This is a genomic window from Methylococcus sp. EFPC2 (assembly GCF_016925495.1).
GTDB lineage: Bacteria > Pseudomonadota > Gammaproteobacteria > Methylococcales > Methylococcaceae > EFPC2.
This window is the reverse complement of sequence record NZ_CP070491.1, coordinates 453,802-474,207: the sequence shown is the minus strand read 5'-3', so window position 1 is coordinate 474,207 and position 20,406 is coordinate 453,802. Positions and strand designations below refer to the sequence as shown.

At 62.3% G+C, this 20,406-nt stretch carries 18 protein-coding genes; 13 read left to right on the top strand and 5 right to left on the bottom strand.

What is annotated here, in order from left to right:
• Positions 1 to 172: 172 nt before the first annotated feature.
• From JWZ97_RS02155 to JWZ97_RS02140, 4 genes are all read right to left on the bottom strand, one after another.
• Complete coding sequence (locus JWZ97_RS02155) at positions 173 to 580, bottom strand: hypothetical protein (RefSeq protein ID WP_205433159.1); 408 nt, start codon at positions 578 to 580, stop codon at positions 173 to 175.
• Between the two features lie 432 nt (positions 581 to 1,012).
• Entirely contained in the window at positions 1,013 to 1,294 is a 282-nt protein-coding gene (locus JWZ97_RS02150) for a hypothetical protein (protein WP_205433158.1), read from the bottom strand.
• Positions 1,291 to 1,680 (bottom strand): TfoX/Sxy family protein, encoded by a 390-nt coding sequence (locus tag JWZ97_RS02145; protein ID WP_240342561.1) that lies wholly within the window; start codon positions 1,678 to 1,680, stop codon positions 1,291 to 1,293. The genes JWZ97_RS02150 and JWZ97_RS02145 overlap by 4 nt, the downstream gene beginning before the upstream one ends.
• Before the next feature lie 6 nt (positions 1,681 to 1,686).
• Positions 1,687 to 2,133, bottom strand: a complete 447-nt coding sequence (locus tag JWZ97_RS02140; protein ID WP_205433156.1) for a GFA family protein — start codon at positions 2,131 to 2,133, stop codon at positions 1,687 to 1,689.
• A 103-nt stretch (positions 2,134 to 2,236) separates the two neighbouring features.
• Here JWZ97_RS02140 and JWZ97_RS02135 point away from each other — a divergent pair, with 103 nt between their 5' ends.
• The 13 genes from JWZ97_RS02135 to JWZ97_RS02075 all read left to right on the top strand — a co-directional run bounded on the left by JWZ97_RS02135 (position 2,237) and on the right by JWZ97_RS02075 (position 17,898).
• The gene (locus JWZ97_RS02135) at positions 2,237 to 2,626 is read left to right on the top strand and encodes a helix-turn-helix domain-containing protein (RefSeq protein ID WP_205433155.1); all 390 of its coding nucleotides are present in this window, start codon (positions 2,237 to 2,239) and stop codon (positions 2,624 to 2,626) included.
• 429 nt (positions 2,627 to 3,055) lie between these two features.
• On the top strand, positions 3,056 to 3,328 hold the full coding sequence (locus JWZ97_RS02130; RefSeq protein ID WP_205433154.1) for a hypothetical protein: 273 nt from the start codon (positions 3,056 to 3,058) through the stop codon (positions 3,326 to 3,328).
• Between the two features lie 62 nt (positions 3,329 to 3,390).
• On the top strand, positions 3,391 to 4,782 hold the full coding sequence (locus JWZ97_RS02125; RefSeq protein ID WP_205433153.1) for a UDP-N-acetylglucosamine-peptide N-acetylglucosaminyltransferase: 1,392 nt from the start codon (positions 3,391 to 3,393) through the stop codon (positions 4,780 to 4,782).
• Positions 4,783 to 4,853: 71 nt separating this feature from the next.
• Positions 4,854 to 5,012: a hypothetical protein gene (locus tag JWZ97_RS02120; RefSeq protein ID WP_205433152.1), complete on the top strand. Its 159-nt coding sequence runs from the start codon at positions 4,854 to 4,856 to the stop codon at positions 5,010 to 5,012.
• Between the two features lie 348 nt (positions 5,013 to 5,360).
• Entirely contained in the window at positions 5,361 to 6,641 is a 1,281-nt protein-coding gene (locus JWZ97_RS02115) for a CmpA/NrtA family ABC transporter substrate-binding protein (RefSeq protein ID WP_205433151.1), read from the top strand.
• A 29-nt stretch (positions 6,642 to 6,670) separates the two neighbouring features.
• Positions 6,671 to 7,951 carry a CmpA/NrtA family ABC transporter substrate-binding protein gene (locus JWZ97_RS02110; RefSeq protein ID WP_205433150.1) on the top strand — a complete coding sequence of 427 codons (1,281 nt, stop codon included), beginning with the start codon at positions 6,671 to 6,673 and terminating at the stop codon, positions 7,949 to 7,951.
• 91 nt (positions 7,952 to 8,042) lie between these two features.
• Positions 8,043 to 8,969 (top strand): nitrate ABC transporter permease, encoded by a 927-nt coding sequence (gene ntrB / locus JWZ97_RS02105; protein ID WP_205433149.1) that lies wholly within the window; start codon positions 8,043 to 8,045, stop codon positions 8,967 to 8,969.
• A 139-nt stretch (positions 8,970 to 9,108) separates the two neighbouring features.
• On the top strand, positions 9,109 to 9,906 hold the full coding sequence (locus tag JWZ97_RS02100) for an ABC transporter ATP-binding protein (RefSeq protein WP_205433148.1): 798 nt from the start codon (positions 9,109 to 9,111) through the stop codon (positions 9,904 to 9,906).
• Between the two features lie 57 nt (positions 9,907 to 9,963).
• Positions 9,964 to 12,417, top strand: coding sequence for a nitrite reductase large subunit NirB (gene nirB, locus JWZ97_RS02095; RefSeq protein WP_205433147.1), 2,454 nt, complete (start codon positions 9,964 to 9,966; stop codon positions 12,415 to 12,417).
• 98 nt (positions 12,418 to 12,515) lie between these two features.
• On the top strand, positions 12,516 to 12,827 hold the full coding sequence (gene nirD, locus JWZ97_RS02090) for a nitrite reductase small subunit NirD (RefSeq protein ID WP_205433146.1): 312 nt from the start codon (positions 12,516 to 12,518) through the stop codon (positions 12,825 to 12,827).
• Positions 12,828 to 12,837: 10 nt separating this feature from the next.
• Positions 12,838 to 15,498 (top strand): nitrate reductase, encoded by a 2,661-nt coding sequence (locus JWZ97_RS02085; RefSeq protein WP_205433145.1) that lies wholly within the window; start codon positions 12,838 to 12,840, stop codon positions 15,496 to 15,498.
• 435 nt (positions 15,499 to 15,933) lie between these two features.
• A complete protein-coding gene (locus JWZ97_RS02080; protein ID WP_240342437.1) occupies positions 15,934 to 16,503 on the top strand; it encodes an ANTAR domain-containing response regulator in 570 nt (189 codons plus the stop codon).
• Between the two features lie 54 nt (positions 16,504 to 16,557).
• On the top strand, positions 16,558 to 17,898 hold the full coding sequence (locus JWZ97_RS02075) for an alginate export family protein (RefSeq protein WP_205433136.1): 1,341 nt from the start codon (positions 16,558 to 16,560) through the stop codon (positions 17,896 to 17,898).
• A gap of 49 nt (positions 17,899 to 17,947) precedes the next feature.
• On the opposite strand, the gene JWZ97_RS02070 is transcribed toward JWZ97_RS02075, so the two are convergent.
• A complete protein-coding gene (locus JWZ97_RS02070) occupies positions 17,948 to 20,401 on the bottom strand; it encodes a cation-translocating P-type ATPase (protein ID WP_205433133.1) in 2,454 nt (817 codons plus the stop codon).
• Between the last annotated feature and the right edge of the window lie 5 nt (positions 20,402 to 20,406).

Genomic DNA, 20,406 nt, shown 5'->3' with positions numbered 1-20,406 from the left:
GCGCCGTACGCGAATTTCCCGCCGGAACGAACCGCACAATATCGACTTCAAATGCCGGATAGGCCACCGCATCCTTATCGCCCTCCCTATTGCTTAGTTTCTTGCGTTCGGGGCGGGGATACGAAAAGTTAGACGCACGGGTAATGCAAAGTACATTGAGCGCCTGACAGCACTAGAAAAAACCGTGCAGGAACGCTGTTGCTTCATTGGAGATACCGACGATCTTGTTCGTTGCCTGGCGATAAAACTTGAAATTGAGTTCAGTCTCAGGACGTCCGTCGCTCCAGTCGCTATAGGGCTTTAGCTCACTTCGGCCCAGTCGCCGCTTCGCTACGGCTGTGCGCTCGACGGTGATGCTTACTCGTGGCGTTTGACGTTCGATGCCTTGTTTTCTTGGTATGGCTTCAGCCGCCGTAACAACCCCACTCGCGACCAGCCCCACACCACCTTCGTTCTCGCTTGCGAAGACAAAGATCAGGTCGCCTTCACAGACATGCCTACCGCCATACATTGTCTTCTGCTCGCTGAAGACCCACGACTTGGCTCCCGGATCGCTCACTTTGGCTTTGATCGCGAACATATCGTGCACCACTCACCACTTAAGACGGCCAGCCCCATATTGGCGAAAGTTCCCACCGGCAACGCTACGGTCGGTGCCGGATTTTGCGACGCTCGCCATGGGCATGACCGGATTTACGAGTATCCAGGCCTTCCGCACCGTGGCATCGCGTTTGCCTAACTCACGGAACCGGTACCATCATTGTTTTCCACGGCTAGCGTCTCAAGCTACGCCATATCCACCAAGCTTTCCAAACACATGACGAGGATGAAGGAAAACCCTGTTTTGGGTGATTTTCACGAGGCCAATTAATTGATTTGTTGAGTACAGTTTTTACGAGAAAGGGTTTTCCCACAGCCTCGACATTCAGAATAACTGGCGGCACAACGCGGTGTCGGCGGAGGCATTCCGCGTTGCGCCGTCCGTGTCGATGACATTGATAGCCGGTGATGCTTACCTCAACTCATAGATTCTAATGCTTGAAATAAACGGATTGCTTTGCGCCAGTTTTTCAGCAGCATCAAGGTCTTCTGCTTCGATAATGTTGTAACCCGTAATGGACTCGATGTTCCAGGGGAGATCTTTGGTTCCATTCTTTGAGATTTCTCGACCACCGGCGAATCCACCCTGCTCTATTTGCTTGTCTGAAATGGATTCGAACCAGACCTGCCATGCATTCATGATTTCCGGGGTAGGTTTTTCAAAGCCGTAATGCAGAAACATAAACTTTTTCATTGATCTCTCCTTTTGGAGTATCGCGGTTTATCCTTGGTTTTTTCTGACTTAGGGGGAAGCGTGCTAACATAATTCAGCGCCATTTGCAGCCAACTCGCAAGCGCATCGTCTTGGCGTATTCCATCAGGCTCAATTGAAATGAAACCGGGCATGGGATGGCCGGCACCGTCGCAACGCTTTGCCATGGGATGGGCAAGCGCCTGGGGCTCCGCATCTTTGCCAACGCGAGCCATCACGCCTTTTTTCGAGGCGCAGCACAGCACGTTTCCATTGAGCAGGAAGCTTATGCCGCCAAACATGCGCTTCTCGGAAACCGGCAAGCCGATGAGATAACTGCGGATTCGCTCTTCAAGACTCGCGGGACAAGAAGGTTGGTGCGCATTCATCACGGACTACCCCTCTTGAGGAGCCATGGGGGGCATTTCCTTGAAGGCAGGTAATGCCGGGTCCAGGTGATCCCACGCCAGTAACCGCTTGGTGTAAACCGCCATTTGCGGCGATATGGCGGCAGGGGAGTCCAGGCTTGCCACTCTGAATGTCACCATGCCCGGCATGCCGGAACTCTTCCCGAACAAGGGACTGCCACAGGTGGGGCAGAAGCCGGCGATAACGCTGTTCCCGCTATCCGCCTTCCATTCAAATTCGCGGACGTTACCGCTGATCGTCAAGGCTGTTGCCGGTACCAGGGCGTGAAAAGCATGCCCTGAACCGCTGAGCTTGCGGCAACTCTCGCAGTAACAAAAACCCGCCATAACCGGGGTGGCACTGACTTCATACCGCACGGCGCCGCACAGGCAGCCGCCTTTTATATCGACTGAGGTATTTATCGCTGTGTTCATGCGCTTAATCTCCTTATCACATACTGTCGCTTGCCAATTGCAAGCGACAGTACCATGGCACATAATCTTGCATTTTGCAAGTGACTAAAACAGGATAACAAACATGCGCAAAGAAGTTGGCGTACCCGTATTCCGTTCTCCATGTCCAGTCGCTGCGTCGCTCGATCTGCTGGGTGACAAATGGAGCTTGGTCATCGTGCGGGACTTGATGATCCGCAAAAGAAAATACAAGGACTTTCAGGATTCGCCAGAGGGCATTCCGACAAATATCCTCGCAAACCGCCTACGTAAACTTGAGGAAGACGGAATCATAGAAAAACACCCTTATCAAGAGAAACCCGTGAGGCATGAATATGCGTTGACCCGCAAGGGGGCCGATCTGCTACCGGTATTACAACAGCTGGCACTTTGGGGACATAAGCACATTCCAGGAAGTTGGTCCCCTCCCGACTGGTTTTTGAACGCAAAGCCGGGTGACCTTCCGGCGGAATAGTAGTCTTGTGATTCGCTAAGTTATGGCTAACAAGTGATTGAATCGCTTTATAACTTCCCCGAATGTCTATCACGCCATCCAATTTTGGTAATTTTGGGGTCAGCCCTCGTAAGGCAGAATAGCGCAGCGTATTCTGCCTTACGGCCCTTGCATGGCAGCAAGTGGGCCTTGCCGCCGGTTTCCTCCGGACGAGGCAATGTGTTATAAGCGAGTTGCCCCCACAGAAACTCGCGTGTTTTGTAGGCTCCTCGCTCGGCGCATCGCCTAGCCTTTTCCTCCAGGCGCCTACCTCGCAACCTACCCTGCACCCGCCATCGCCACGGCCGACGACAGGCCTCGCGAGCGTTCGATCTACCCCGCCGGCAAACGTTATCCAGCCATAACGTCCGGAGGGCCCATTTAATCCGATCCGGACTCCATGAGGTTGAAATGCACACCGACAGCTTGCCATCACCATCGCCCGAGCACCGCCTTTCAACTGCCAACTTTCGACATACCTGCGGCTACTGCGGATGCGTATTCCGCGTCGATATCACCTGGCAGGCGGCCTATCACTCCAAGGCGGTGTCCCTCACGAAACCCTATTCCTGCCCGGAATGCCGGCGCGACAGCCGGGTCAAGACCTCGACCGAGCCGCGGATTACCCTAGTTTCCAAACGCACCGACGGCCGGTCGGACTATTTTCCGGAGCGTGGGCTATAGGGGCCTGCACGCAGCTTCCGCATCGCGTGTTTAAAGCACATAGGCCCTTGAAGATGAACGCCATGAAACACTATGCCCTCAGCCGCCGCATGTGCGAGTGGGAGCGGCTGGACGAATGGCGCGAAAAGGTGCGCGATGCGCTGGCCAGAAAAGAAGCCGGAACGGTGGCCCCGTTTCATTTGCTTTCTCTCCCCGGCATGAGCGCCGCCGAGCAACGCGCCTGCGCCGAATTGTGGATGCAGCCGCGCATAGCCGCATCGGCGGTGGAGCGGGAAGATTTGAGCTTTAGCTTCCCCGCCACGGGCAAAGCGAAGATACGACTGGGCTACCTTTCATGCGACTTTCACGAACACGCGACCTCACGCCTCATGGAGGAGTTGTTCGAAGCGCACGACAGGGAACGGTTCGAGATCTACGCGTATTCCTATGGCGCGGACGACGGTCAGAGCATGCGCAAACGGCTGGAAAAAAGCTTCGACCGTTTTTTCGATATCCAGACCTTGTCGACGTCGGAATCCGCGCGCCACATACACAGCCACGACGTCGACATACTGATAGACCTGAAAGGCTATACCGCGGGGACACGGACGGTCATCCTCACCTACCGCCCCGCCCCCATACAGGTGAATTACCTCGGATATCCGGGCACGCTGGGCGGAGACTTCTGCGACTATATCGTCACCGACCCTTATCTGACGCCTCCGGGCACCGAGGTCGACTACAGCGAGGCGTTCGCTTACCTGCCCCACAGCTATCAGCCCCACGGGCGACACGCCCGAATCGGCCGGCGCCCCGGACGCGCGGAGGCAGGATTGCCGGAGCGGGGCTTCGTGTTTTGCTGCTTCAATCAAGCCTACAAGATCACGCCGGAAATTTTCGACGTCTGGTGCCGGCTGCTTGCCAATGTTCCGGACAGCGTACTGTGGCTGCTCGACAGCACTACGGCGGAAGGTAATTTGCGCGACGCCGCCTGCCAACGCGGCATTGCCCCTGCCCGGCTCGTTTTCGCGCCGGACCAAGCGCAAAACGAACATCTGGGGCGCCTGGGGCTCGCCGATCTGGTCCTCGATACACTGCCGTACAACGCCCACACGACCGCCAGCGATGCCTTGTGGGCCGGCGTACCCGTCGTCACCTGCGCGGGCGACACCTTCCCATCGCGAGTGGCCGGCAGCCTGCTGCATGCAGTCGGCCTGCCGGAACTGATCGCCGCCGATCTCGACGGCTACTACGAACTAGCCCTAGAACTGGCGACATCACCCGAGCTATTTCGTAAGCTGAAGCGCAAACTCGATACGAATCGGCTGACCACGCCGCTATTCGACATCCAAAATTACACCCGCCATCTGGAAACCCTCTACGCCACGATGTGGCGGCGCTACCTCGACGGCAAGCGACCCTCCGCCATCGGTCATACGACCGGCCTCGAATCCGCATCCCACTCGACGCGTTAAACTAGTCGCGGCACAAATCTCGCACTGAGGAATTTCGTCCTCTGCCAGTTCGTCACTGTGGGAGATACCGCATGAAAACCGCAGACATGATTGCCTGGGCCTTCCTATTGCTCGCCCTTGCGTGGATGGCGCACGACCGACAGGCCGCCTACCCGTCCGCTGAGTGTCAGGACTACGACCGCATCGGCAACGGCCTGGGCTGCGAAGGACCGGACATCGGCGACCGCTGACCTGGCGGTTCGCGCTATATCTTCGCAGGAGCGGGCTTTAGCCCGCTCCCACACCAACTTCTGATCTCCGCATCAATCTTGGGCATTCCGCCCTCTTTTTCCTCCTCTTGGTGCAAATTCGGGTCAGCCTAAGACTCCTTCCGTTCTGGGCCATAGCCAGTTCTCAGGCTACATCGGCGTTCGGCCCATTCTTGGGTCCTTGGCACGTCGAGTGCATTTATACAGGCAAATCGGAGTCATCAAGGTTTGGTGTTCTCCCTTAAGGGCAACGGCGTCCTCACCTCATCCAGAGTCTGGGTGGGGACGCCGCAGCCCTTTTTTTATGCCTGGAATTTAAGGAAGCCCATCGTGTACGCACAACGCCAACCCCTACGCGAACCGGAAAAAGCCGCGCTCACGCTCGGCTATATCCCGCTCACCGACTGCGCCCCCCTGGTGGTTGCGCTCGAACAGGGCTTTTTCGCGCAATACGGACTGGACGTGGTTCTGTCCCGCGAACCCTCCTGGGCCAACATCCGCGACAAGGTCGGCATCGGCCTGCTGGACGGCGCGCAAATGCTGGCCCCCATGCCCCTGGCCTCCAGCCTGGGCGCGGATGCACTGGCCCAACCCATGGTCGTCGGTCTGTCCCTGGGACTGAACGGCAACGCCATCACCGTCTCGCAAGCGCTCTATCGGCGGCTGGTCGAACAGGATCCGCACGCCATGGCGAATGAGCCTATCACCGCGCGGGCACTGCGCAAGCTGCTGGCCGCGGACCGTGCGGAAGGCCGCGAGCCGCCGACCTTCGCCATGGTCTACCCCTACTCATCGCACAACTATCTGCTGCGTTACTGGCTGGCGGCGGGCGGCGTGGACCCGGATCGCGACGTACGCCTGATCGTCGTGCCGCCGCCGCGCATGGTGGAACAGCTCGAAGCCGGACGCATCGACGGCTATTGCGTCGGCGAACCCTGGAATTCGGCGGCGGTCGCATCGGGCGTGGGCAGGGTATTGCTGGCCAGCTGCGATATCTGGAACAACCACCCGGAAAAAGTTTTCAGCGTTACCCAAAGCTGGGCCGAACAACATCCGGCGACCCACCAAGCGCTCATCATGGCCCTGATCGAAGCCTGCCGCTGGCTGGACGATCCGATCAACCGCCTGAAGGCCGCCTCGCTCCTGGCCCAGCCGGACTACCTGGATACCCCGGAATCGGTCGTGCTGGCCGGCTTGACCGGCCGTTTCCGCCAGGCGGCCGGTGAAGGCGAACGCTATCTGCCCGATTTTCACGTCTTTCACCGCTACGCCGCCAACTTCCCCTGGCTGTCGCACGCCGAATGGATCGTCACCCAGATGCTGCGCTGGCACCAGATCGAAGCGCCGGCCGATTGGCCCAGGCGGGTCCGTGCCGTCTATCGCCCCGATCTCTATCGCGCGGCGGCCGACGCTTTGGGACTGCCCTGCCCCGCTTTCGAACGCAAGAGCGAAGGCGCGCACGACGAACCCTGGCAGCCGGATGATGCCTCGCCGACCCTGGGGCCGGATCGCTTCATCGACGACCGCATCTACGACGAACGCGATCCGCTGCTTTACCTGCACAGTTTTTCACCCGACCCCGGCGCCGCGAACGGCGACGTCCGCTCCTGACCCCGTCCACCCTACGCACAGGATTAACCATGAACAAGAAAACGACCGAGACCTCGACGACCCTAACGCCCGAATCGCCGTCACGCCGCAGCTTCATCAAGAACGGCGGCCTGCTGCTGGGCGCCGGCGCGGCCCTGGGGCTGGCGCCGGGCCTGAGCCACTACGCCTGGGCGGCCGGCTCCGACGCGCCGGAAAAGACCGAGGTGAAGATAGGTTTCATCCCCCTGACCGATTGCGCCTCGGTGGTCATGGCCGCCGAACTGGGCCTGGACAAGAAATACGGCATCAAGATCGTGCCGACCAAGGAAGCGTCCTGGGCCGCGGTGCGCGACAAGCTCATCAACGGCGAGCTGGATGCCGCCCACGTGCTCTACGGCCTGATTTACGGCGTACAGCTCGGCATCGGCGGGCCGAAGAAAGACATGGCGCTGCTGATGACGCTAAACAACAACGGCCAGGCCATCACGCTGGCCAACAAGCTGCACGAGAAGGGTGTGAGCGACGGGGCCGGCCTGGCCAAGCTGATCAAGGACGAGCCGCGCGAATACACCTTCGCCCAGACTTTCCCCACCGGCACCCATGCCATGTGGCTTTACTACTGGCTCGGCGCCAACGGCATCAATCCGGTCAAGGACGTCAAGACCATCACCGTGCCGCCGCCGCAGATGGTCGCCAACATGCGGGTGGGCAACATGGACGGCTATTGCGTGGGCGAACCGTGGAACGCCCGCGCCATCGCCGACAAGATCGGCTTCACCGCCGTCACCACCCAGGAAATCTGGAAAGACCACCCGGAAAAGGTGCTCGGCAGTACGCTGGAATTCGCGCAGAAATATCCCAACACCGCGCGCGCCGTGATCATGGCGGTGCTGGAAGCCTCCATGTACATCGACGAGATGAAGAACCGCGAAAAGGTGGCCATCACCATCGCCGGCAAGCCCTACGTCAACACCACCGCGCAAGTCATCCAGGGCCGCATGCTGGGCGATTACGACAACGGCATCGGCAAGAAATGGAAGGACGACAACTACATGAAGTTCTACAACGAAGGCCGGGTGAACTTCCCCTATCTCTCGGACGGCATGTGGTTCCTCACCCAGCACAAGCGCTGGGGCCTGCTCAAGGAGGACCCCGACTACCTGGCCGTCGCCAAGCAGGTCAACCAGATCGAGCTGTACAAGCAGGCGGCCAGCCAGTTGAAAGTGCCGGTGCCGGCCGATCCGTTCCGCTCCACCACGCTGATCGACGGCGTGAAATGGGACGGCAAGGACCCCAAGGCCTACGCCGCAAGCTTCCAGGTCAGAGCATGAAGCAGTTCGGGTCTGGCACGGCGCCATCGTGCCGCAACCCGACCAGCGTATGTGCCGAAAACGTCGCCCGATCTACGGAGGAAACACGACGATGAGCAGCATCCCTTTGAGAAAAGACAACGTGGTCATCATGAAGCCCAAAACAGAGCAAGCCGACAAACCGGTCGCAACGGCTCCCGAACGCCTGGCGGCCGAGCGCGACGTGAACCTGGAAAACGGCAGGAAGCGGTACGCCGCCGGGCTGGAGTTCTTCTTCAAGACCCTTTTCCCGCCGCTGTTCGGCCTGGCCTTGTTCACCCTGGTGTGGGCGCTGGTCGCGCAAACCAGCGACGGCCGCCTGCCCGGCCCGGTGAAAACCTGGGACTCGGCGGTCGAGCTGTTCAGCGACCCGTTCTACCGCAACGGCCCGAACGACCAGGGCATAGGCTGGAACATCCTCAATTCGCTGGAACGCGTCGGAATAGGTTTCGGCCTCGCCGCACTCGTCGGCATCCCCTTGGGTTTCATGATCGGCCGCTTCGAGTTCCTGAGCCGCATGTGCGCGCCCATCATCGGCCTGCTGCGCCCGGTCAGTCCGCTGGCCTGGCTGCCCATAGGCCTGCTGGTGTTCAACGCCGCCCATCCGGCGGCGATCTGGGTGATCTTCATCTCCAGCATCTGGCCGATGATCATCAACACCGCGGTCGGCGTCAGCCGCATCCCGCAGGACTACATGAACGTGGCGCGGGTGCTCAACCTGTCGGAATGGAAGATCTTCACCAAGATCCTGCTCCCGGCCGTTCTCCCCTACATGCTGACCGGCGTGAGGCTATCCATCGGCGTCGCCTGGCTGGTCATCGTGGCGGCGGAAATGCTTACCGGTGGCGTCGGCATCGGCTTCTGGGTGTGGGACGAATGGAACAACCTCAACGTCGAACACATCCTCATCGCCATCTTCGTGGTCGGCATCGTCGGCCTGGCGCTGGAGCAAGCCCTGATCGTCCTGGCCCGCCGCCTGACCCATGGCGCCGAGGCGTGACCGTAGACCGTAGGGTGGGTTAGGCGCAAGCCGTAACCCACCATCGAAGGCCGGTGGGTTACGACGCGCCACCAGGCCAACGCGAGATTTGAGACCGGGTGGAAATGCGCGTCTAACCCACCCTACCGAGGAACCGAACATGAAAACCCGCTACGTCCAACTCGAAAAGATCGACATGATCTTCAACACCCGCAAGGGCCGCTTCGCCGCGTTGCGCGACGTCAACCTCGACATCGAACAGGGCGAATTCATCTCCATCATCGGCCATTCCGGCTGCGGCAAGTCGACCGTGCTCAACGTCATCGCAGGCCTCTTGGACGCCACCGGCGGCGTGGCGCTATGCGCCGGGCGCGAGATCAAGGGGCCCGGCCCGGAACGCGCCGTGGTCTTCCAGAACCACTCCCTCCTGCCCTGGATGACCTGCCAGGAGAACATCTATCTCGCCGTCGAGCGGGTCTATGGCCGCGATGAGAACAAGGCCCAACTCAAGCAACGCGCCGCCGACGCACTGGAATTGGTCGGCCTGGGCCACGCGGCGCACAAATATCCGCACGAGATTTCCGGCGGCATGAAACAGCGCGTCGGCATCGCCCGCGCCCTGTCCATGAATCCCAAGGTATTGCTGATGGACGAGCCTTTCGGCGCACTCGACGCCCTCACCCGCGCCCATCTGCAGGACGAGCTGATGCGCATCACGGCCGGCACCGGCAGCACCGTGGTGATGGTCACCCACGACGTGGACGAGGCGGTGCTGCTGTCCGACCGCATCGTGATGATGACCAACGGCCCGGCCGCCACGGTGGGCGACATCCTGGCGGTCGACCTGCCCAGGCCGCGCAAGCGCCTGGAACTGGCCGACGACCCGGCCTACAACCACTACCGGGCGGAAGTTCTGAAGTTCCTCTACGAGCGCCACAAGCAACCGGAAGCGGCCTAACAGAAAAAATGTAGGGCGGGTTAGCGCAACCCGACGAACAACTGAACGAGGTCCACCATGAAGCCCAAACTCATCCTCATCGGCAACGGCATGGCCGGTGTACGCACGCTGGAAGAACTGCAGAAAATCGCGCCCGGCAAATACGAAACCACCGTGTTCGGCGCCGAGCCCCACGTCAATTACAACCGCATCCTGCTGTCGCCCGTGCTGGCGGGCGAGAAAACCTTCGACGAAATCGTCATCAACGACCGGAGTTGGTACGACGACAACGAAATCACCCTGCACACCGGGCGCAAGGTTGTCTCCATAGACCGCAAGCACCGCGTCGTGCTGGCGGAGGACGGCACCGAAGCGAGCTACGACCGCTTGATCCTGGCGACCGGCTCCCAGCCCTTCATCCTGCCGGTGCCGGGCAAGGAACTGGAGGGGGTGGTCGGCTTCCGCGACATCCACGACGTCAGCCGCATGCTGGATGCCTCGCAGAAACACAAGCACGCGGTGGTCATCGGCGGCGGCCTGCTGGGACTGGAAGCGGCCAACGGCCTGCTCAAGCGCGGCATGCACGTGACCGTGGTGCACCTGCTCGACACCCTGATGGAACGTCAGCTCGACAAGCCCGCCGCGGCCCTGCTGCGGCGCTCGCTGGAAGATACCGGCGTCAATTTCCTGCTGGAAGCCCAGACGGAAGCCATCCTTCCCGCCCCCCGTGCACTGGCGGAAGAGCCACCCCGGGTCGGCTCCATACGCTTCAAAAACGGCACCGAGATCCCCGCCGACCTGGTCGTGATGGCCGTCGGCATACGCCCCAACATCGAGCTGGCGAAATCCTGCGGCATCCATTGCGAGCGCGGCATCGTGGTCAGCGACACCTTGCAGACCTACGACCCGCGCGTCTATTCCGTGGGCGAATGCGTGCAGCATCGCGGCAATCTGTTCGGCCTGGTCGCCCCGCTGTTCGAGCAGGCCAAGGTCTGCGCCAACCACCTGGCCGAATACGGCATCGGCCGCTACCAGGGTTCGGTGACATCCACCAAGCTCAAGGTCACCGGCATCGATTTGTTCTCCGCCGGCGACTATCTCGGCGGCAATGGCTACGAAGAACTCGTCTTTCAGGATCCCACGCGCGGCGTCTACAAGAAGCTGGTGGTCAAGGACAACAAGGTGAAAGGGGCCGTGCTGTACGGCGACACCGTGGACGGCTCCTGGTATTTCCAGCTCATGCGCGAGAACACCGACATCGCCGACTTCCGCGAAACGGTGATGTTCGGCCGAGCCCACATGGCCGATTCCGGCCGCGAAGGCCAGAGCGTGATGGGCATGAGCGCGGACGCGGAGATCTGCGGCTGCAACGGCGTGTGCAAGAAGACCATCGTCGACGCCATCGTGGGCAAAAAGCTGTTCACCCTGGACGAGGTGCGCGCCCACACCAAGGCCTCGGCCTCTTGCGGCTCCTGCACCGGACTGGTCGAACAGATACTCGCCGCCACCGTCGGCAACTATGACCAGACGCCGAAAGAAAAACCGATGTGCAAGTGCACCGAGCATGCGCACGACACCGTGCGCGCGGCCATCGTCGAACAGGGATTGAAGACCATGGACGCCGTCTTCAAGGCCCTGGAATGGAAGACCGCCGACGGCTGCCATTCCTGCCGCCCGGCGCTCAACTACTACCTGCTGTGCGCCTGGCCGGACGGCTACAAGGACGACCCGCAATCCCGCTTCATCAACGAGCGGGTGCACGCCAACATCCAGAAGGACGGCACCTATTCCGTCGTGCCGCGCATGTGGGGCGGGCTGACCACGCCGAACGAACTGCGCGCCATCGCCGACGTGGCCGACAAGTTCAAGATACCGACGGTCAAGGTCACCGGCGGCCAGCGCATCGACCTGCTGGGCGTGAAAAAGGAAGACCTGCCCAAGGTCTGGGGCGACCTCAATGCCGCCGGCATGGTGTCCGGACACGCCTACGGCAAATCGCTGCGCACGGTGAAGACCTGCGTGGGCTCGGAATGGTGCCGCTTCGGCACCCAGGACTCCACCGGACTTGGCGTGAAACTGGAAAAAATCACCTGGGGCTCGTGGACGCCGCACAAGTTCAAGATGGCCGTGTCCGGCTGCCCGCGCAACTGCGCCGAAGCCACCATCAAGGATTTCGGCGTGATCTGCGTGGACTCCGGCTACGAGGTCCACGTCGGCGGCAACGGCGGCATCAAGATCCGCGGCACCGACCTGCTCTGCAAGCTCGGCACTGAAGACGAAGTGAAGGAATACTGCGGCGCATTCATGCAGCTCTACCGCGAGGAAGCCCGCTATCTGGAGCGCACCGCGCCCTGGATAGAACGGGTCGGCCTCACCTACGTGAAGTCGCGCATCGTCGAGGACGAGGAAGGACGCAAGGTGCTGAACGAGCGCTTCCTGGTCTCGCAGCAAACCGCCCAGGTCGACCCCTGGGCCGAGCGCGTGCAGGGCAAGGAGCAGGAGCTTTTTCAGCCCCTCAGAGCCCTTGCGTAGGATGGGTGTAGCGTAAGCGCAACCCATCATCGCCCGACCTTAGCTGGGTTACGGCTGCCGCCTGCACCCATCCTACCCGAACCACTCAGGTTTTAACGATGAACGACTGGCTACCCATAGGCACCCTCGACGACATCCCCCGCCTCGGCTCGCGGGTGGTGGAAACCGTCTTCGGCGACATCGCCCTCTTCCGCACCGCGGCGGACGAGGTCTTCGCCCTGCGCGACCGCTGCCCGCACAAAGCCGGCCCCCTGTCGCAAGGCATCGTCCACGGCAAACGCGTCACCTGTCCCCTGCACAACTGGGTGCTGGAACTGGAATCCGGCGCGGTCGTCGCACCTGACGTGGGGTGCGCACAGCGCTTCGAGATCAAGCTCGAAGACGGCCGGGTTTATCTGGCGCGAAGCTAAGACGCATCCGATGAACGACAACGCCACGATCAAGACCACCTGCCCCTACTGCGGCGTCGGCTGCGGCGTTGCAATCAGCCGCGAGGCCGATGGCCGCATCGCGGTGCAAGGAGATGAGCAACATCCGTCCAATTTCGGCCGGCTGTGCTCCAAGGGCTCGGCGCTGGGCGACACGCTGGGCCTGGACGGACGACTGCTGCATCCCGAGATCGCAGGCCGCCGGGCGAACTGGGACGAGGCGCTGGCCCATGTCGCCGAAAAATTCCGGCAGACCATCGCCGAACACGGACCGGATTCGGTGGCCTTCTACGTCTCCGGCCAGTTGCTGACCGAAGACTACTATGTCGCCAACAAGCTGATGAAGGGATTCATCGGCTCCGGCAATATCGACACCAATTCCCGGCTGTGCATGTCGTCCTCGGTGGCGGGGCACAAGCGCGCATTCGGCGAGGATCTGGTGCCCGGCTGCTACGAGGATCTGGAACTGGCCGATCTGATCGTGCTGGTCGGCTCCAATACCGCCTGGTGCCATCCCATCCTCTACCAGCGCATCGCCGCCGCCAAGCAAAGCAATGCCAAACTAAAAGTCGTCAGCATCGATCCCCGGCGCACCGCGACCTGCGACCTGGCCGATCTGCACCTGCCGCTCGCGCCGGGCAGCGACGTGATGCTGTTCAACGGCCTGCTCAACTATCTGCGCCGCCACGACCATCTGGATTACGCCTATCTCGAATCGCATGTTTCCGGCTATGCGGCGGCGCTGGCGGAAGCCCAGCGTAGCGCGGCCGACATACCGGCGGTGGCCGCAGCCTGCGGCTTGCCCGAGAGCGATATCGCGACTTTCTATCAGTGGTTCGCCCGCACCGAGAAGACCGTCACCGCCTGGTCGCAAGGTGTGAACCAGTCATCCAGCGGAACCGACAAGGTCAACGCCATCATCAACGTGCATCTGGCCACCGGCCGCATCGGCAAGCCCGGCATGGGGCCGTTCTCGCTGACCGGCCAGCCCAACGCCATGGGCGGGCGGGAAGTCGGCGGGCTGGCCAATCAACTGGCCGCGCACATGGAATTCGACAATCCGGCCCACTGGTATACGGTCGCCGAGTTCTGGCGAGCCCCCCATCTGGCCCGCAATCCCGGCCTCAAGGCGGTGGAGATGTTCGAGGCGGTCGCCGAGGGCCGCATCAAGGCCTTGTGGATCATGGCCACCAATCCCGCCGTGAGTCTGCCGGACGCGAACAAGGTGCGCGCCGCGCTGGCGGGCTGCGAATTCGTGGTGGTGTCCGACTGCGAGGACCGCACCGACCTCACGCCTTATGCCCATGTGAGATTGCCGGCCGCCGCCTGGGGCGAGAAGGACGGCACGGTGACCAATTCCGAACGGCGCATCTCGCGCCAGCGGGCCTTCCTGCCCCTGCCGGGCGAGGCCAGACCGGACTGGTGGATCGTCAGCGAAGTCGCCCGCCGCATGGGCTGGGCGGAGGCATTTCCCTACCGCGAGGTCCGTGAAATCTTCGTCGAACACGCGGCCTTGTCCGCTTGCGGTAACGAGGGTGAACGCCATTTCGATCTTAGGTCGCTCGCCGCGCTCGATGCCGCATCCTACGACGGCCTGCCTCCGCAACAATGGCCGCTCGGCACCAGCCGGCTGTTCGCCGACGGCCGCTACAGCCACGCGGACGGCAAGGCCAAAATGTTGGCTCTGTCACCCAACGCACCCGCGCATGCCCTCGATGCCGATTATCCGCTGGCGCTCAACACCGGCCGCATACGCGACCAATGGCACACCATGACGCGGACTTCGCGCAGCCCCAAGCTTAACCGGCACAGTCCCGAACCCTACGCCGAAATTCATCCGACCGATGCGGCTAGCTTCGGACTTCAGGCTGGTGCGCTGGCAAAACTGGAAAGCCGTTGGGGAACCACATTGGCGCGGGTGAAGATCAGCGAGGATCAGCGGCCCGGTTCGGTGTTCATGCCCATGCACTGGGGTGATCGCAACAGCCGGCAAGCGCTGGCCAACGCCCTGGTCAACCCGGTGGTCGATCCGTTCTCCGGCGAGCCGGAATCCAAACATACGCCGGTGCGCATCGCCGCTTACCGACCCGCCTGGCACGGCTTCCTGATCAGCCGGGACAGCCTGCCCGCCATCGCCGAGGCGGCATGGTGCGTCACGGTCCGCGGCGACGGCTACTCGCTCTACGAACTGGCCGGCGAACAACGTCCCGAGAGCTGGTCGCACTGGCTCAAATGCCTCATCGGCGGGAAGGAAACAACGGGAGACGCTGAGCAATGGCTGGAATTCGGCGATCCCGCCCGCGGCCGTTATCGCGCGGCCCGTTTGCACGACGACCGGCTCGCCGATTGCTTATTCGTCGGCCCCGACCATGAATTGCCCTCGCGCGACTGGCTCTGCGGCCTGTTCGGCGAAGCGACCTTGTCGCCCGGCGCACGCGCCAGCCTGCTGGCCGGCAAACCGGCTTCCGCCGACGACGACCGGGGGCGCACGGTGTGCGCCTGTTTCGGCGTCGGCATCAAAACCCTGCAACAGGCCATCCGGCAACAGGGTCTGAGCACGCCCGAGCAAATCGGCACCGCCCTCAAGGCCGGCACCAACTGCGGCTCCTGCATCCCGGAATTGAAAAGCCTGCTGCGGGAAGCCGGCGTCTAATCCCGGCACTCTCTCGCTCCCTTCAGAAACGGCGCCTAAGCCTGAAGCCGCAGGCCCCGCTCGCTGTGCGGTCTGTCCTCATCCTCGTCCTGTACGGCAACCGCCCTCCCATGAGGTGCGCCATGCCGGGTTCAGTGCTCGTACACCTGCCCTATTTCACGCCGTTTTGACTCGTCATGGTGCATCGTTTTCGCCCCTGACCGGCGAACCACGCGACCGACCGGCCATATAGATAAGCAATTTCAGCAACTTATATTCACGGCACGAATATCGCTTCTATGTCGGTGACAGGTGTGCCGACGTAGGCATGCCAATGGGGCAACGGCGTCCGCGTCATTCGATTCGTCATCGGGTGTACGCTCGACGCCTTTTTTTTTGCCCGATTGGCAGGCTTCCCTGAAAATCGGGCACGCGTAAATCAGCGAGGAGATCAATTTGCGTGTTTTGCTAGTCGATGGTGACGCCGGTCGCGGCGCCCTGCTGGAACAGGCCTTGTCCGATGCCGGCCACAAGGTCGTCGCCCGCATTGCGGACGACGCCGAGTTGCTGACCCGCGTCGGCGAGTTTCAGCCCGACATCATCATCATCGACATGGACGCTCCGGGCCGCGACACCCTGGAGCAATTGCGGGAAATCAGCCGTGACCAGCCCAAGCCGGTCATCATGTTCTCCGACAACCGCGACGGCGAATTCATCCGCCAGAGCGTACAGGCCGGCGTCAGCGCCTATATCGTCGACGGCTTGAGCCGGGAACGCGTCATGCCCATCGTCGAGGTGGCCATCGCGCGTTTTCGGGAATTCCAGGCCTTGCGCCGGGAATTGGAGGAGACCCGCAACCAACTCGCAGACCGCAAGATCGTCGACAAAGCCAAGGGCATCTTGATGCAGAAGAAGAAGATGAGCGAAGACCAGGCTTATCAATTTCTGCGCAAGACCGCCATGAGCCGCAACACGCGGCTGGTCGAAGTCGCCCGCATACTGATTTCGCTGGAAGAAGGCCTGTGACGAGCCGCTGCCCCCTGAGTCCCACTATCCCAACACGAGCCCCCGGAGCAGCCCATGTTTACCCGCGACAGCCATCGTCCATCCGCCAACCCGCATTCACTGCCCACTGCGATCCTGAGTTTCTGCCTGCTTCCCTGTAGCGCGCTCGCGGCGGAGCCAGCACCCCCGCCGACCACTCCTTACGATGAAACCATCGAAAAGGCATTCAATCCGGCAGGCGGAAAATACGGCAAATTCAGCCTCGATCTGCGCTGGCGCTACGAGTACGTGGACCAGGACAATGTCAACGCCGCCGGCCGCGTCACCACGCCCGATACGGCCAACGCCTCGACCTTGCGCGCGCGCTTCGGTTATCTGACGCCCCAGTTCTCCGGGCTGCAGGCGTTCGCCGAATTCGAAGGTCTGCAGGACGTCGGCGCCAACGACTACAACGACAACCCGGCCGGCAACGGCAACGGCAAGACCCGCTTTCCGGTGATCGCCGACCCCGCGGAAAGCGAGGTCAACCAGCTCTGGGTGGGGTATTCCGGGCTGCCGGCCACGCAGGTCAAAATCGGCCGCCAGCGCATCGTGTTCGACAATCACCGCTTCGTCGGCGACGTGATCTGGCGGCAGATGCAGCAGACCTACGACGCCGCCACGGTTACCAGCACCTATATCCCGCGCACCAGCATCACGGCGGGTTATCTCATCGGCATCCAGGACATCTATTCGCGCCATGTCGAGCTGGATGCGCCCATCCTCAACGCCAGCTTCGACACCGGCTACGGCAAGCTGATCGGCTACGGGCTGTGGCTGGATTACAAGAACCCGACGGAAAGCCGGAATTTGACTTATTCCAGCAAAACTTACGGCGTGCGCTTCGACGGCGGCACGCCGGTAGTGGACAACCTGAAGGCGCTCTACACCCTCGAATACGCCCATCAGCAGAATTACGAGAGCAATCCGATCCAGTACGAAGCCGACTACTGGCTCGCCGATGTGGGGGTCAACCTTTACGGCGTTACGCTGCGGGGCGCGATGGAGGAACTGGGCGCCAGCAACGGCATAGGATTCAGCACCCCGCTCGCCACCCTGCACGCCTTCCAGGGCTGGGCCGACCTGTTCCTGATCACCCCGCCCAACGGCATCCGCGACCTCTACGGCGTCGTCAAATACACCGTCCTGGGCATCGACCTGGCGGCCGTCTATCACGACTTTTCCGCCCCCGACACCGGGCTGAGTTACGGCCACGAAATCGATTTGCTGGCGGAGAAAAAATTCGGCAAGCACTATTCCGTGCTGCTGAAATTCGCTGACTACGACGGCGACCGCGATGCCAACCGGCCCGGCCACAACATCCTGGACAAGGCCGATACGCAGAAATTCTGGCTGCAGGGATCGGTGAGTTTTTGAGCCTCGGCGGTTGGATCGGGCTGGCGCCAGCCCGACCAACCCGGAAAAACTATGTCTTTTGCAGGCGCAGCGAATTGAGCACGACCGAAACGGAACTCAGGGCCATGGCGGCGGAAGCGATCATGGGGTTGAGCAGCCCCAGGGCGGCGACCGGGATGGCGACGGTGTTGTAGCCGAAGGCCCAGAAGAGATTCTGCCGGATGACGCGCAGGGTGAACTTGCTCAGCGCCATGGCCTCGGCGGCCTTGGCGATGTCGCCGTTGACCAGGGTAAGGTCGGCGGTTTGCAGGGCCACGTCGGCGCCGCCGCCTATGGCCAGGCTGACATCGGCCGCCGCCAGGGCTGGAGCGTCGTTGATGCCGTCGCCTATCATGCCGACCTTCTCGCCTTGCGATTGCAGCCGGCGGATGATCTCCAGCTTGTCTTCGGGGCGGGCCTGGGCGATGACCTCGGCGATGCCCACCAGCCCGGCCACGTGATTAGCGGCGGCGGATATGTCGCCGGTCGCCATCAGGGTCTTCACTCCGCGCCGGTGCAAACGTTCTATGGCCGAGCGGGCATTGTCGCGCGGCCGGTCGGCGATACCCAGCACGGCGGCGGGGGCGCCGTCCACGGCCAGATAAATGGGCGTCTTGCCGTGACCGGCGAAGTTTAGCGCCGCCGGCTCCAGCTCCAGCGAGGCGATGCCATTTTCTTCCAGCCATAGGCGGTTGCCGATCAAAACCGTGCGCTTATCCACTTGCGCGGTGATGCCCCGGCCCGGCGTGCTCTGGAAATGGGTGGGCTCCAGCAAGATCAGCTCGCGCTCGCGCGCGGCCTTGACGATGGCCTGGGCGAGAAAATGCTCGGAATGCCATTCCGCCGACGCGGCGAGCGACAGCACCCGGTCGTCATCGAGCGGAGTAACGTTGACCAGGTCGGTCAGGCGGGGCTTGCCCTCGGTGATGGTACCGGTCTTGTCGAACACGATGGCGGTGAGGCGCGAAGCCATTTCCAGGCTTTCGCCGTTGCGGATGTAGATGCCGCTCCGCGCCGCCTGGCCGGTACCGACCATGATGGCGGCGGGCGTGGCCAGCCCCAGCGCGCAGGGACAGGCGATCAGCAGGACGGTGATGGCATAGCCGAAAGCCGTGGCCGGCGCCGCGCCCACCGCGAGCCAGCCGGCGAAGGTCAACACCGAGATGCCCATGACCGCCGGCACGAAAACGCCGGAAACCCGGTCCACCAGTTTCTGGATAGGCAGCTTGCTCGCCTGCGCCTGATCGACCATGCGCACGATGCCGGACAGCACGGTATCCGCGCCTACAGCCTTGACCTGGATCTGCAGGGCGCCGTTACCGTTGATGCAGCCCCCGGTGACCGTGTGGCCCGGCTCCTTTACCACCGGCATGCTCTCGCCGGTGATCATGGACTCGTCCACCGTGCTGTGACCGACCGCGACCACGCCGTCGGCCGGGATGCGCTCGCCGGGCCGCACCAGCAGGATGTCGCCGACCTGAACCTCGTCGATGGTCACGACTTCCTCCACGCCGTTGTTGAGGCGGGTGGCGGTGTCCGGCTGCAGATCGACCAGGCGGCGTATCGCCTCGTGCGCCTGGCCGCGGGCGTGTTCGTCGAGATAGCGGCCCATCTGTACGAAGGTGACGATGCCGGCGGCGGCTTCGAAATAGTATTCGCGCCGGCCGATCAACAAGGCCACCAGGCTGTAGGCGAAGGCGCTGCCCACGCCCAGGGCCACCAGGCTGTCCATGTTGGCCGAACGCTGGCGCGCCAGCGCCCAGGCCTTCTTGAAGATCGGCTTGCCGCTCCACAACACCACCGGCGCGCTCAGTCCCAGCTGTATCAGCCCCAGGAAAGGCGTGTGCGGCGCCAACATGCCCAACGCGATGGAGGGCACGGCGAACAGGCCGGCGCACCAGAATCGGCGCCAGGCCTCGGCGATGCGGGAGTTTTCCCGCTCGATCAGCAAGCGCCGCTGAGCGAGGCTGTCCAGCGCGATGGGATGGTAGCCCATGCCCTGCAATCGGGCGTAGAGCGTGTCCTTGTCCATCCGCGCACGCACGCGCAGGGTCTCGGTAGCGAAATTGACCTCGGCTTCGAGCACGCGCGGATCGCGCCGCAGCAGCATCTCGATCAGCAAGGCACAAGACGCGCAGGTCATCCCTTCGATGGCGAGCTGATAGTCGCGGACGGGGGCGTGCTCGTCGAGAGCCGCGGCCACTTGGGGCGAGCTGGCCACCTGCCGACCCAGATTGCCGAGCACGGTGTCGAGCAGACGCAGAACCGTCTCGCGGGGCGTCTTCCCGACATCGAAATAAACCGCCACCGAGCCCAGTTCCGGCACCGCCCGCACCTGGCGTATGGCCGGATGCTTGCGCAGCAGGATCTCGTAGATATACGACCGCTCGGCGTCCTTCCTCAGGGTCGGCGCAACGATGCGCAAGCGGCGGGCGGTCTGGTGAACGACGCGGCAGTGCCGGGGAACGTATGCTTCCTGTGCCATGGACA

Coding starts and splice junctions, on each gene's coding strand:
- JWZ97_RS02100 (WP_205433148.1), top strand. CDS start 9,109: ATGAAAACCCGCTACGTCCAACTCGAAAAGATCGACATGATCTTCAAC.
- JWZ97_RS02085 (WP_205433145.1), top strand. CDS start 12,838: ATGAACGACAACGCCACGATCAAGACCACCTGCCCCTACTGCGGCGTC.
- nirB (WP_205433147.1), top strand. CDS start 9,964: ATGAAGCCCAAACTCATCCTCATCGGCAACGGCATGGCCGGTGTACGC.
- JWZ97_RS02150 (WP_205433158.1), bottom strand. CDS start 1,294: ATGAAAAAGTTTATGTTTCTGCATTACGGCTTTGAAAAACCTACCCCG.
- JWZ97_RS02145 (WP_240342561.1), bottom strand. CDS start 1,680: ATGAATGCGCACCAACCTTCTTGTCCCGCGAGTCTTGAAGAGCGAATC.
- JWZ97_RS02155 (WP_205433159.1), bottom strand. CDS start 580: ATGTTCGCGATCAAAGCCAAAGTGAGCGATCCGGGAGCCAAGTCGTGG.
- JWZ97_RS02125 (WP_205433153.1), top strand. CDS start 3,391: ATGAAACACTATGCCCTCAGCCGCCGCATGTGCGAGTGGGAGCGGCTG.
- JWZ97_RS02140 (WP_205433156.1), bottom strand. CDS start 2,133: ATGAACACAGCGATAAATACCTCAGTCGATATAAAAGGCGGCTGCCTG.
- JWZ97_RS02070 (WP_205433133.1), bottom strand. CDS start 20,401: ATGGCACAGGAAGCATACGTTCCCCGGCACTGCCGCGTCGTTCACCAG.
- JWZ97_RS02120 (WP_205433152.1), top strand. CDS start 4,854: ATGAAAACCGCAGACATGATTGCCTGGGCCTTCCTATTGCTCGCCCTT.
- JWZ97_RS02110 (WP_205433150.1), top strand. CDS start 6,671: ATGAACAAGAAAACGACCGAGACCTCGACGACCCTAACGCCCGAATCG.
- ntrB (WP_205433149.1), top strand. CDS start 8,043: ATGAGCAGCATCCCTTTGAGAAAAGACAACGTGGTCATCATGAAGCCC.
- nirD (WP_205433146.1), top strand. CDS start 12,516: ATGAACGACTGGCTACCCATAGGCACCCTCGACGACATCCCCCGCCTC.
- JWZ97_RS02075 (WP_205433136.1), top strand. CDS start 16,558: ATGTTTACCCGCGACAGCCATCGTCCATCCGCCAACCCGCATTCACTG.
- JWZ97_RS02135 (WP_205433155.1), top strand. CDS start 2,237: ATGCGCAAAGAAGTTGGCGTACCCGTATTCCGTTCTCCATGTCCAGTC.
- JWZ97_RS02130 (WP_205433154.1), top strand. CDS start 3,056: ATGCACACCGACAGCTTGCCATCACCATCGCCCGAGCACCGCCTTTCA.